At 61.4% G+C, this 11,993-nt stretch carries 9 protein-coding genes, 2 pseudogenes and 1 riboswitch; of the genes and pseudogenes, 6 read left to right on the plus strand and 5 right to left on the minus strand.

What is annotated here, in order from left to right; all coding sequences use genetic code 11:
- Positions 1-657: pseudogene (locus PSV43_RS23555) on the minus strand (phosphomethylpyrimidine synthase); the annotation flags it as partial.
- 58 nt (positions 658-715) lie between these two features.
- A riboswitch (TPP riboswitch) is annotated at positions 716-827 on the minus strand.
- A 294-nt stretch (positions 828-1,121) separates the two neighbouring features.
- On the opposite strand from PSV43_RS23555, the gene PSV43_RS23560 reads away from it, so the two are divergent.
- From PSV43_RS23560 to PSV43_RS23570, 3 genes and pseudogenes are all read left to right on the plus strand, one after another.
- Positions 1,122-2,471: a vanadium-dependent haloperoxidase gene (locus tag PSV43_RS23560; protein ID WP_300203522.1), complete on the plus strand. Its 1,350-nt coding sequence runs from the start codon at positions 1,122-1,124 to the stop codon at positions 2,469-2,471.
- Between the two features lie 179 nt (positions 2,472-2,650).
- A pseudogene (locus PSV43_RS23565) lies at positions 2,651-3,684 on the plus strand (serine hydrolase domain-containing protein).
- 71 nt (positions 3,685-3,755) lie between these two features.
- On the plus strand, positions 3,756-4,574 hold the full coding sequence (locus PSV43_RS23570) for a superoxide dismutase (protein ID WP_300203524.1): 819 nt from the start codon (positions 3,756-3,758) through the stop codon (positions 4,572-4,574).
- Positions 4,575-4,746: 172 nt separating this feature from the next.
- Here PSV43_RS23570 and PSV43_RS23575 read toward each other — a convergent pair whose 3' ends face one another.
- The 4 genes from PSV43_RS23575 to PSV43_RS23590 are packed head-to-tail and all read right to left on the minus strand — an operon-like array spanning position 4,747 to position 8,735.
- Positions 4,747-5,343, minus strand: a complete 597-nt coding sequence (locus PSV43_RS23575; RefSeq protein WP_300203526.1) for a hypothetical protein — start codon at positions 5,341-5,343, stop codon at positions 4,747-4,749.
- A gap of 13 nt (positions 5,344-5,356) precedes the next feature.
- Positions 5,357-6,346 (minus strand): hypothetical protein, encoded by a 990-nt coding sequence (locus PSV43_RS23580; protein ID WP_300203528.1) that lies wholly within the window; start codon positions 6,344-6,346, stop codon positions 5,357-5,359.
- On the minus strand, positions 6,346-7,950 hold the full coding sequence (locus PSV43_RS23585; protein ID WP_300203530.1) for a hypothetical protein: 1,605 nt from the start codon (positions 7,948-7,950) through the stop codon (positions 6,346-6,348). The genes PSV43_RS23580 and PSV43_RS23585 overlap by 1 nt, the downstream gene beginning before the upstream one ends.
- A gap of 11 nt (positions 7,951-7,961) precedes the next feature.
- Positions 7,962-8,735, minus strand: coding sequence for a metallophosphoesterase family protein (locus PSV43_RS23590; protein ID WP_300203532.1), 774 nt, complete (start codon positions 8,733-8,735; stop codon positions 7,962-7,964).
- Between the two features lie 82 nt (positions 8,736-8,817).
- On the opposite strand from PSV43_RS23590, the gene PSV43_RS23595 reads away from it, so the two are divergent.
- The 3 genes from PSV43_RS23595 to PSV43_RS23605 form a co-directional block, all read left to right on the plus strand.
- The gene (locus tag PSV43_RS23595) at positions 8,818-9,579 is read left to right on the plus strand and encodes an ABC transporter ATP-binding protein (protein ID WP_300203534.1); all 762 of its coding nucleotides are present in this window, start codon (positions 8,818-8,820) and stop codon (positions 9,577-9,579) included.
- A gap of 127 nt (positions 9,580-9,706) precedes the next feature.
- Complete coding sequence (locus PSV43_RS23600; RefSeq protein WP_300203536.1) at positions 9,707-10,372, plus strand: GntR family transcriptional regulator; 666 nt, start codon at positions 9,707-9,709, stop codon at positions 10,370-10,372.
- A partial coding sequence (locus PSV43_RS23605) for a DUF1549 domain-containing protein (RefSeq protein WP_300203538.1) occupies positions 10,369-11,993 on the plus strand: 1,625 nt, incomplete at its 3' end. The genes PSV43_RS23600 and PSV43_RS23605, both read left to right, overlap by 4 nt.

Consider the following 11,993-nt stretch of genomic DNA (forward strand, 5'->3'; position numbering starts at 1 on the left):
GATCTCGTTCGGGATGCGCTGCGGGAAGCGCTTGAAGATGCCGGGGGTGTACTCGCTCTGCACCTGGGAGGAGCCGACGTGCTGCTTGTCCAGGTCGCTGCGCACGATGTCCTGGGTGTAGTCGGCGATCTTGGCGCGCTTCATGTTCTCGCGGATGGCGATGAACTCCATCTCCGGCGTGATGATGCCCGCACGCGCATAGGCGAGCTGGGTGACCACCTTGCCCGGCAGCGCCTTCAACGGCTGACGCTGCGCATTGATCGGAGCCTTCAGCGGGCTGAGCAAACCTTCGCGCTTGGCGGCGGCGTACTCGGCGTGGTTGGCGGTCAGGTAGCCGTTGTCTCGCGGCTCGATGGCGCGGCCATCATAGGCTTCCACGTCGTTGCGGGCAAGGATCCACGCTTTGCGCAGACCGGGCAGGCCTTCTTCCACCGTGCCGTTGTAATCAGGGTCGCCCCAGGGGCCGGAGGTGTCATAGACGCGCACCGGGTCGTTCTCGATGATACGACCATTGAAATCCTTGGTGGGGGAGAGGGTGATCTCGCGCATGGGCACCTGCACTTCCGGGTGGATCTGGCCCTGCACATAGACGCGGGTGGAGGCGGGGAGTTGCTCGGAGGAGTGCGCTTCGAAGGAAGAGGTGGGATCGGCGATCATGGAGAAGTTTTGAGTTTCAGGTTAAAAGTTTCAAGTTGGGAGACCTGAAGAAACTGAGATGAACCTCCGAGCGAACTCCCTTCGGCGGCATGACCCGCATCAGGTTCGGAGGGTTCGGATCGAGGAAGATCCATCTCAGTCCCTGCAATGGGACGCCCCTGTCGTGACACGGTTATGGTGCGGCCAGTAGGGCGAAGGTCAAGGGGAAGTGGGAGGGAGAAGGGGACTTGGCGGTGGTTTGCCGTGGTTGTCGATTGTTTGCGGTTGTAGGGGAGAGGGGTGATGGCCGCAAGTAGGCGCAAAAAAGAGCCAAATGGGGGGCGAGGTGGCGGCAGTGGGGCTGGATGACCGAAGCGTCCGGAGGAACTGGAGGGGGGAAGCTGACCTTAGGAAAAACTTAGAAAGGCATTGTTTTGCTATGGCTTTTATAGTAAACTTAGATGTTCTATCAGCCGATGCTGCGTTTGCCCCTCCATATTACGAGCCTGCTGGTCAGTGCTGCCCTGCTGCTGACCGCAGCCACGGCGGCGCGTGCCGATCTGGTTTCGGACTGGAATGCGCTGGCGCTGTCGTCGATGACGACCACGGAAGATCCGGTCGTGGCGCATGATCTGGCCATCTTGCAGTTGTCGATGTACAACGCGGATCAAAGCATCGAAGGCACCTACAACACCTACAGTTTCGGTGGTTACGCGGCACCTGGTGCCGGACCGGCGGGGGCCGATTCTCAGGCGGCAATGATCGCGGCGGCGAACACCGTGATGCAGTCCCTCTATTCGGGGTCGAGCAGCGACTTCACCTCGCTCTACAATTCGCAGCTCAGCGGCATTGCCGACAGTCAGGCAAAGACGGACGGCATCGCGTGGGGCATCAGCATCGCCAACAGCCTCCTAAGCGCGCGCTCGTCCGATGGCGCTGCCGATGCCTCCCTCACCCCCTACACGCCAGTGGGCACCGTCGGCTACTGGCAGCAGACCTCGGCCGCCGGCGCGCTGCTGCCGGGCTGGGGCAGTGTGGGCACCTTTGCCATCCCGGGCACCGGCTCCTACATGCCCACGCTGCCGGGCGGCTCCGTCCCCGCGTATGTGCAGTCCAGCCAGTATGCGGCGGATTACAACCAGGTGAAGGATCTCGGCTCCGCCTTCAGCGTGACGCGCACCTCAGATCAGACCAGCCAGGCATACTTCTGGGCTGCTGGAGACGGCACCGTGAAGATGACGGGCATGTGGAATCAGATCGCCCAAACCGTGGCCACCATTGCGGGCCTGAGCACCGCCGATACCGCGCATCTGCTGGCCACCCTGAATGTGGCGATGGCCGATGCGAGCACCGTCGCCATGGCCTCGATCTACGACACGCAGTTCTGGCGACCCGAAACGGCCATCGCGAACGGCGACATCGACGGCAATGCCAGCACCACGGTGGATTCGTTTTGGACACCGCTGATCAACTCCCCATCGCTGCCTGAATACGTCTCGCTGGGAGCCACGATCAGTGAAGCCGCCGCCACCGTGCTGGCCTCCTACCTCGGCGACAATGTGGCCTTCAGTCTGGGCAGCGACATCAACGGAGACGGCGAGTTTGATCTCACGCGCAACTTCACCAGCTTCAGCCAGGCGGCGGATGAGGCGGGAATGGCCGGAGTCTATGGCGGCACGCAGTTCATGACATCCGTGACAGACGGCCAGACCATCGGGGCCAATGTGGCGAACTATGTGCTCGGCACCGATTTTGCCCTCGTGCCCGAGCCCGCCGGAGCCGTGCTGGTGCTGTGCGGTGGCCTGTTTCTGCTGGGTGCGCGCAGACGCCGCTAGATACCGCGCTGCGGCTGCGTTGTTTCGCGATGAACCGCATCGCCTGTACTGTTTTCTCCGCCCTTGCTCTTTTTCCCGCCCTGCTGCCAGCGCTGGATGAAGCCAAGCTGGCCGCCATTCATCCTGCCATGGAGGCGGCGGTGAAAGCGAAGCAGGCGGCGGGCATCGTCACGCTGGTGATGGAGAAGGGGAAGGTCGTCTATCAAGATGCCGTTGGCATGGCCGACATCGGCAAAGGCCGTGCAATGGAAAAAGACGCGCTGTTTTGGATCGCCTCCATGACCAAATCGATCAACGCCACCGCCGTGATGGTTCTCGTGGATGCGGGCAAACTCACGCTCGATGAGCCAGCGTCGAAATGGCTGCCAGACCTGGCCAAGGTGAAGCTGGCCGATGGCAGCGCGCCAGAAAAACCCATCACGCTGCGCATGCTGCTCAGCCACACGGCAGGCATTGCTTTTCCACGCCGCACACCGTCGGACGGGGCGGTCTCGCTGAAGGCTTACGTGGCCTCATTGCTCAAGACCCCGCTCGCCTTCCAGCCGGGCAGTGCCTACGAGTACGGCTTCGGGCCCACCGTTACCGGTCGCATCATCGAACTCGTCTCCGGCATGAAGTATGAGCGTTTTTGCAGACCAAGATTTTCGCGCCGCTGGGCATGAAGGACACCCTGTTCAATCCTGATGAAGCACACCGCGCCCGCATCGCCCGGACGTACAAGATGGATGACGAAACGCATGAACTGGTGCCCGGGTACAATCCCTTCGTCACCAGCGACGCCAGCGTCACGCACATGACGGAGCCTGCAGGTGGCCTCTTCTCCACCGCAGCGGACATGGGGCGCTTTTATGCGATGATCGCCAACGGCGGCGAACTCGACAGCGTGCGCATCCTCAGTGAAAAATCCGTGAAGGACATGACCACCCCGGTGATCGCGGGTGGCAAGATGCTGAACTATGCCTGCGGCTGGCAGGTAAACACCGAAACGCAGCGGGTGAACTCGCAGATGCCGGTGGGCAGCTTTGGCCACGGCGGTGCCTTTGCCACGAATGGCTGCCTTGATCCACAGAGTGGAATCGTCACGGTGTATCTGGTGCAAAATGTACTCGTGCCCAACAGCGGCAAGGCCAAGGACGCCTTTCAGCACCTCGTGATGGAAGCGGCCGGAATCAAAGTGACGCCACCGCCAGCGGTGAAGAAAAACAAACCCTGAAGGCATTGTGGCCATCTGCGTGGTTCTTGCTTGCAGTAGGCGGCGGAAATGAAGTATTTCTTTAATCCACCATGAGGGAAAATCCATTAACGCGACGTCTTTTTGTTTCGACCGGCTGTGCCGCCGTGACCGGGGCTTTGTTTGCCGCTGCCCCAGAGCAGGTGATTGCCCCGCTGGGAATTCCGCTGCGTCAGGAGCCGCTGACGTTTGATTTTGACGCCTTGGAGCCGCACCTCGATGCCGCGACCTTGAAGCTGCACTACGGCAGGCATCACACGGAAATTATCGAGAACCTGAACCTGACGCTCAAGCAGACCAATTTGAGCGTGGCAAATGTCTCTGCGCTGATGCCCAACATTCGCAGTCTCGTGCTGCCCTCAGACCCCCGCAGGACAATGGTGCGGATGGGCGGGCCGCCTGAAACGCTGTCTGTCGAAAAGCAGCGGGACATCCGTCAGTATGGCGGGGCGCACGTCAATCATACTTCCTTCTGGCGCTTTCTGGCACCGGCCGGATCAGGCCCCGCAGGACCTGAGGGAAAAGTGGCCGCAGCGATTGTCCGCGAATTTGGCGGCATCAACGAATTCAAAACCGCCTTTACAGAGGCCGCGATGAAGAATTTCGGCTCCGGCTGGGCCTTTCTGGTGTACCGCCCGGATGGAAAGCTCGTCATCACCACGACGAAGAACGAGGACAATCCGCTCATGACCGATTTCGTGAAGCCGGAGCAGCAGGGCCGGTTCATTCTGTGCCTCGATCTCTGGGAGCACTCCTACTATTTGAAGTTCCGGAACGACCGGAGGAAATACATCGAGGCTTGGTGGAATGTGGTGAACTGGAAGTCCGTGTCTCGTTCTTACGCCGTGGTCACATCCAAGGCACGGGTGTGATGCGCGTACGCGGACAGGATCGGCACCTCTAAAATCAGCAATCGTTGTTCATCCATCCTCAATCACGCACGGCCAGGGCGCGCTGCAGCCGGCAGGACTGACGATTGTTGAACAATCGATTTTTGATTGAGGAAGTTTCAAACCTCCGTCGCTTGCACGGGGGTGAATCAGGTCACCTGGTTGGGGGGAACTTACTGCCTGATGGGTAAAGATCCGGCATCAGCAGCGGGCGCAGTACCATGGGGGTGAGCTCCCGTGGCAGCGGCTTCCACGGATGTCGTTTATCATTTTTTAGCAGGCCCCACCACAGGCGGCCGCCGTTGCGCCAGGGATCGATGACGAGGCCGTCTTCAAAGCGCTGGCCTTTCGCGGTGACGATGATGCCGTGGTGCTCCTGCCAGGTGTCGCGCTTTGAGGCGGTAAGGTGCAGAGCCATCGTTTGCAGATTCAGACGGAACAGATGGGGGAACAAATCATCCCGCCATTGGTAGCAGAGCCCGCGCTTGCGCAGCCCTGTGTTGACGAGGCCGTTGTTCATCCACGGATAGACCATGGGTTTGAAATCCTCGGAGAGTCTGGCGGATTCTTCGATCGCCGTTGTCGCCAGCCGGTCGGCCTCGCGCGCGCTCACCGTCGGTGAGAGCTGCTGGAGATCGTGACTGAGGAGCCGGACTTGTTCCTGACGGTTGGCCGGCGTGCCAGGATTGACGCAGGAGGCAAGGGGGAGCGTAAGCAGCAATGAGAAGAAGAGTCGCGAAACGGTGAGCATGCGGTGAAAATAATTAAAGCAGGCGGGTGTGGGCGGCCTCATGCAACGCACGTGCCTGCTGTTGCCATTGCTCACGGATGGCGCGGTTTTTGAAGGCCAGAATTTCGCTGAAGGCGCGCAGCTCGTCGTCGTTCCATTGCGCGATTTGCTGCCAGGTGCGAATCCCGTGGGAGTGAAGCTGCTCGCTGATGATCTTTTTGATGCCCTTGATCTGCGTGAGGTCGTCATCAGGCACATCCTTGAGTGCGGCATTTGTTTCCTCCACGCGCAGCAGCACACGGGTTTGATTTTGCAGCCGTGCTATCTCCGACGCGGCGGTGACAAAGCGCTTTTCGCTGTCGTTAAAACTGCGGCGTGCGGCTCCGAGACCGGCGGCATCGGCCGGTGTCTGCTCTGCGAGTTGGCTGACGCGCAGCCGCCACTCCTCACGCTCCTGGGTCAGGGCGACGAGACCCGCCTCATACGCCTGGAGCTGGCTTTCGAGCGCCGTGATTTTTTCGCGTAGCGTGGCGGTGGTTGCTGTGGGTTTCGCCGGAGTGCTGCGCTTGCGTTTGGGTTTGGCAGGGGCTGCTGCGGTCTCGTTTGCGGCGGGTGGCGCACTGCGCAAGCTGTCGAGTTCAGCTTGGGCGGAGGTGTGTTCTTCACGCAGTTGCTCAAGATCTGCCAGCAGCCGCGCCATTTTCGCTTCTTGAGCCAGCGCGGCTTCATTCGCTTTGGAGGCCTCATCCTGGCGCAGACGTGCGTCGCGCTGGGCAGACTTCAAATCTTCCCGCAGGGACTGGAGTTCGTCTGCCGCAGCCGGGTCATGCGCGGGGGGGGCTGCGGCGTGTTCGGCTTCAGCCTGACGCAGAGCTGTTTGTGCCGTGTCGATTTGAGCAGCTTGTTCGTCGATACGATTCTTCATGTCACTGCCGCGCCATTTCCAGCCGAACCATGCGAACAGGGCTGCGGTGAGACCGAGCAGCGGAGCGAGATAGAGCAGCAGCCAGAGGAGGGAGGACATCAGCGGAAATCAGGGGGGGGCAGGTGCAGGCGAAGCTGCTCAATGGTCTCGGCGGTGAGGTCTTCGACCACCCCGGCAGGGATGCCAGCGGGCAGGAGGCCGCACTTGGCCAGCCCCCCCGCTTCGAGGAGTTCGCGTGTCATCGGGATGAGCGTCCATGTGCCGCCGGGTTTAGCGACGGCGAAAACCACGGCAATCTGCGTGGCGGGTGGTGGCGGCAGGCTTTTGAGCGTGTTCAGGATGCTGCCCGAGGGCTCGCAACTGCCGCGAACATGAACTTGGTCGCTGATGACGATGAAGGGCGGGCTGTAGGCCTGACGAACGGCTGCGATGAGTTGGGCACGCACCGCTTCTTCGGCGACCCGCCCCGAGACGAGGGCCTTCGTGCCAAACAGCGCGAGGGCGATGAATGCCGGGTCTGTGGGCTGGGAGGGAGCCGGTGAGTGGGAGTCATCCCCCTGCAGCCAGTTGCTGAGCTCGGTGCTGTCATCTTCCAGCAGTCTGGCATCGAGCCCTTTAGGCAGTTCGTCCTTCCATGACTGTTCACGGGGGGTGATCTGCCAGTCCACCGACTTCCAGGCCTCGCCGCTGAAGCTGAGAAAACAGGATTTCCCACCTGCCTTGCCCTCCTCCGGCAGCAGGGCGGTGGTGATGGGGCCAAACTCACCGCTAGGGCGACGCTGCGCACTGACGCGGATTTCATCATGCAGGCGACGCGATGCGAAGGTGGTCAGGGCGTCTTCGAGGATTTCCTGTTTCATGGCGTGGGTGCCAACTTCTCCGCGGAGAATGATCTGCTGATCACGCACCGCGAGGAAGAGGTAGCCTGGAGGCAGTCTGCCTAGGCGCTCGCTTTCCGCCTGGGTGAGGTGCTGCCTCTGCTGGGTGGCGCGCAGCACGTCCAATGCAGGGCGCACCTGATTCTCCCATTCCGCATCGCTGACACCCAGTGCACGTGCTTCAGCGAGGAGTGCCGTGTCAGATTGGCTCAGCGTCAGCTCTTGCCATGACTGCCCGATGCGGGCCAGGTAAGCCTGCACGCTGGTCTGCGGGGACGGCATGGTTCGCAGTGTGGTGGCGACGCTGGCGGCTTCGTCATGGTTCGCAGCGTCGGTGCCCGGCATGCCTTCACTCATCCCTCCCCGGATGCTCCAGGCTTCCTGCAGGCTGTGCGCGAGGTCGCGTGCTTCCAAGGCGTTGGCGGCGGTGCCCAGCAGGCGTGCGTGGTCCCCATCAGCGGCCAGCAGCATCCAGCCGGGCGGGCTGGGGATGACTTCAACCTCGCTCTGCACCGCACTGACAGGATTGAGATGCCGCCCGAGGCTGGCGGAAAACGGGGCTGGCAGGCGCACTCGATCACGCACGGTGTTTTCGACCAAGCGGCGGTCCTCCTGCGTACGCACGCTGCCGGTGAGTCGCGCCTGCTGGCCGTCGAATACGAGCCGCAGTCCTCCCATTCGATCGCGTAGGGCGGACTGCTGAGAGAGCACGTCCCGGGCGGCTGTTTCGAGATCCCGCTGCAGATGCGGCAGGCATACCAGAGCACCCATGAGCCAAAGCGCGAAGAGAGAGGCAGCAGAAAGGATCCAGCGCGCGCGAGTCATGGCTGTGTAGGTCACACTTTTTCGGTGAGCATGCGCACCTCGTCAAAACTGTAGCGTCTTGTCTCGCCGCGCTGATTGGTCTGCAGCAGAGTTTGACTGCCGGTATCGAGTGCCGTGAGCCAGCCATCCCCATAGGCCCAGGTGTCGATGCAGATCCGGCTGGGGAGAATGAAGGGCAGTCCGTTCTTTTGGGCGGTGTGTCCGCAGACCAGCGTTTTGCCCGAAAAATGCGGGTGGGAATCATCGAAGCGCCTCCAGAACAGCCAGTCGTCACTCTGATCCTCCATGGGCAGCATGGCGTTCACATTCGCATGCGCAAAGATATGCGTGTCGTTCGCATGCCAGCGGCGGAGGCGCTGGCTGAGGAAGTCCCAGTGCTCCTGCGGGATGGCGCTCCAGTCCGGGATCTCCCGGCAGCCATAGGACTCCATGGTCTGCCTGCCGCCGACGCCGTACCATGAACCTGGATCAAGCAGCTGGCTGCGGGCATCGAGCATGAGGATTTCATGGTTGCCGATCAGGGGAACGAGCTGGACCTGCTTTTCCAGTTCCAGCAGACGCTCCACCACGCCGCGACTGTCCGGCCCGCGATCCACGTAATCCCCCAAGGTGACAACCATGTCGTCGCTCTGGGGGGCCAATTCCTGCAGCATGAGATCGAGCGCGGTCGAGCAACCATGGATGTCGCCAATGACGAGAGTGCGTCCGCTGGGGCGTTCACGCGTAGGGAGTTTGACCCTCGTGGTGTGAATGTCGGGAGTGTCGTCGCTGGCCAAAATGGGCATCGGTTAATCTTGCGCGATGAACGCCAGACGCAACCACCATCATCGTGTTGGCACAATCCCTTTCGCCATGCAAGTTAGGCTCATGCCAAGCCCTCAGCCTTCCAGCTCCCTGATCACCCGCCAGCCGTCTGCTGAGTTCGGAAAGCCGATCTTTGCGGCCCGGGGGCTGCGCAAAGTGTATCAAACAGGAGATCTCAATGTGGTGGCCCTTCAGGGGGTCGATCTCGATTTCCATCCGGGCGAGCTGGTGGTGCTGCTAGGCGCGTCCGGCAGCGGCAAGTCCACCCTGCTGAACATCCTGGGCGGGCTGGACATCCCCACCTCCGGCACCCTGCGCTACAAAGGCTGGGACCTCTCCGGCGGCGGCGAGCGCACGCTGACCCAGTTCCGCCGCAACTGCGTGGGCTTCGTGTTTCAATTCTACAATCTCATCCCCAGCCTCACCGCCCGCGAAAACGTGGCCCTCATCACCGACATCGCCCCGGACCCGATGAAGCCGGAGGATGCGCTGGACCGCGTGGGCCTGAGCCACCGCATGGACCATTTCCCGTCCCAGCTCAGCGGTGGCGAGCAGCAGCGCGTGGCCATCGCCCGTGCCATCGCAAAAAAACCCGAGGTGCTGCTGTGTGACGAGCCCACAGGCGCCCTCGATGTGACCACCGGCATCACTGTGCTGGAAGCCATCGAGCGCATCAATCGTGAACTCGGCACACTGACCGTCGTCATCACCCACAACGCCGCCATGTCCGCCATGGCCGACCGCGTGCTGCACCTCTCCGACGGTCACATCATCAAGGAAAGCCGCAACGAGACGCGCGTGGACGTGTCCACCCTGCAGTGGTGAGCAGGATACAATCGAGCGCCCATTTGGCCGTCTGAGTGATTCCTTCGCAGCATCGGGATAGAAAGCAAAGCTGCTGACGTTTTTACTGGTATTCCAGTTGGATTCCAGTGTTAAATCTCCTGAACTCATGCCTGCCGCCACCCCTCCTTCCCGCCTTCAATCACGCGCGTATTCCGAGCTTCGACGGCTCATCGTGTCCGGTGAATTTCCGCCCGGCACCTTCCTTTCGGAGCGGCAGCTCGCCCAGCAGCTCGAAATGAGCAAGACACCCGTCCATGTGGCGCTGGAGCGGCTGGAGGCGGAGGGCTTTGTGAGCATTTCGGCGCAGCAGGGCATCGTTGTTCGTGGCATGAGCGTGGAGGACATCGTGGACCACTACGAACTGCGCGAGGCCGTCGAGTGCTGGACCGTGCGCCGTCTGGCTGGCCGGCTTAGTGAGCCGCAGCAGAAGCTTTTGCAGGAGAATATCGACCAGCAGCAGGTTGCGCTGCGTGACGATGATCTCAGCGCGCTCATGCGGCTCGACGGCGAGATGCACTGCCTGCTGTGCTCCTTTCTCGGCAATCGTGAGATCATGACGATGATGGAGCGTCTGCAGGACAAAATTTTGCAGGTGATCATTCGTGTGAATCACACGGACCGCACACGGCCGACGGAAAGCGTGGCCGAGCATGTGCAGATCGTCGCGGCTGTGCTGGCGGGTGACGGTGCCCATGCGGCGGATCTCATGGCCGAGCACTTGGAGGCTGGCAAACGCCGCATCTTGAATCCCAGCCGTTTTCCTGCGTCATGAGGCTGTCCTCTCTGACCTGCACCTGCCTCTTGCTCGCAGTTCCTCTCATGGGGGCTGAGGCGGTGTTTTATCGGGCGCTGAACTTGTACGGCCCCGCATTGACCATCGGCGACCACGCATGGGAGTCTGCGGTAGGGGCCAAGAATGTGAAAGTGAGCGGCAAGACGTTCGAAAACCAAAAGGTCCTGCTCAAGCCGCCGACGGACACCGCACGCACGCAGATGATCCGCAGCAGCGTCTGGGGCAGCAAGGTGGACGTCGAGTTTGGCAACGTCCCGGCAGGAGAGTTCCAGGTCTTTCTCTATGTCTGGGAGGACAACAACAATGAGCGCTTCGATCTCCTGGTGAATGACCGCGTCGTCCTGGAAGGCTTTGAAAGCGGCACGGCGGGCATGTGGAAAAAGCTTGGGCCATGGACTTGTGAAAGTGTGGGAGGCAAGATCAAAGTCTCCGCCCATGCGGCGAGTCACGGCGCAGCCAATTTGTCGGGCCTCGAAATCTGGTCTGGTGGCGCGGCGGTGCCAAAGCTCGCCAAGATGCCGTTTGTCGAAGCGCCCACGCCTGATCAAATCGCCTTCTTCGAGGCCAAGATTCGTCCCGTGCTCGTGGAGCACTGCGACAAGTGCCACAGTGCGAAATCGGAAAAGATCAAAGGCGGTCTGCTGCTCGATTCACGGGCAGGTGTGGTCAAAGGTGGCGATACGGGGCCGACGCTCACGCCTGGGGATCCTGCTGCGAGCCTGATCATTCAGGCGCTGCGTCATACCAGCGAAGACCTGGCCATGCCGCCAAAAAAAATGCTGCCACCCAATGTCATTGCCGATTTTGAAACCTGGGTGCGCATGGGCGCTCCCGATCCGCGCACGGAAAACACCGTCGCGGCGGTGCAGGCGAAGAGCAGCATTGATTGGGGCAAGGCGCGCGATTGGTGGTCCTTCCGTCCGCTTGCGACACCCCAATTGCCCGCTGTGCAAAACGCAACATGGCCCGTGAATGACATCGACCGTTTCGTGCTCGCAAAACTCGAAGCCGCGAAACTCAAGCCCGCCGCCGCTGCTGACAAACATGCGCTCATTCGTCGCGCCACTTACGATCTCATCGGCCTGCCGCCGACACCGGAAGAAGTCGCGGCCTTCATCGCGGATGGCTCTCCCCAGGCTTTCGCGCATGTGATTGACCGCCTGCTTGATTCGCCACGCTATGGTGAGCGCTGGGGCCGCCATTGGCTTGATGTCGTGCGCTATGCCGACACAGCCGGCGACAACTCCGACTACCCGATCCCGCAGATGTACCGCTATCGCGACTGGGTCATCGCCGCGTTCAATCGCGACCTGCCGTATGATGAATTCGTGCGCGATCAAATCGCCGGGGACCTGCGCGGCGGTGCGAATGATGAGGAGAGCTACCAGCGCACGCTCGCCACGGGTTACATCGCCAATTCGCGCCGCTTTGGATCGCGGGTGGAGGATTATCCGCAGCATCTGACCATCGAGGACAGCATCGACAATCTCGGCCGCAGCTTCCTCGGACTCACGGTCAACTGCGCCCGCTGCCACGACCACAAATTCGATCCCATCACCACGCAGGACTACTACGCGCTCTACGGCATCTTCCACAGCAC

Origin of the sequence: Prosthecobacter sp., from assembly GCF_029946185.1 — a bacterium.
Taxonomy (GTDB): Bacteria; Verrucomicrobiota; Verrucomicrobiia; order Verrucomicrobiales; family Verrucomicrobiaceae; genus Prosthecobacter.

Bases quoted from the DNA above. Each gene is read 5' to 3' on its own strand.
- PSV43_RS23575 (WP_300203526.1), bottom strand. From the start codon at position 5,343: ATGCTCACCGTTTCGCGACTCTTCTTCTCATTGCTGCTTACGCTCCCC.
- PSV43_RS23595 (WP_300203534.1), top strand. From the start codon at position 8,818: ATGCCAAGCCCTCAGCCTTCCAGCTCCCTGATCACCCGCCAGCCGTCT.
- PSV43_RS23585 (WP_300203530.1), bottom strand. From the start codon at position 7,950: ATGACTCGCGCGCGCTGGATCCTTTCTGCTGCCTCTCTCTTCGCGCTT.
- PSV43_RS23590 (WP_300203532.1), bottom strand. From the start codon at position 8,735: ATGCCCATTTTGGCCAGCGACGACACTCCCGACATTCACACCACGAGG.
- PSV43_RS23580 (WP_300203528.1), bottom strand. From the start codon at position 6,346: ATGTCCTCCCTCCTCTGGCTGCTGCTCTATCTCGCTCCGCTGCTCGGT.
- PSV43_RS23570 (WP_300203524.1), top strand. From the start codon at position 3,756: ATGAGGGAAAATCCATTAACGCGACGTCTTTTTGTTTCGACCGGCTGT.
- PSV43_RS23600 (WP_300203536.1), top strand. From the start codon at position 9,707: ATGCCTGCCGCCACCCCTCCTTCCCGCCTTCAATCACGCGCGTATTCC.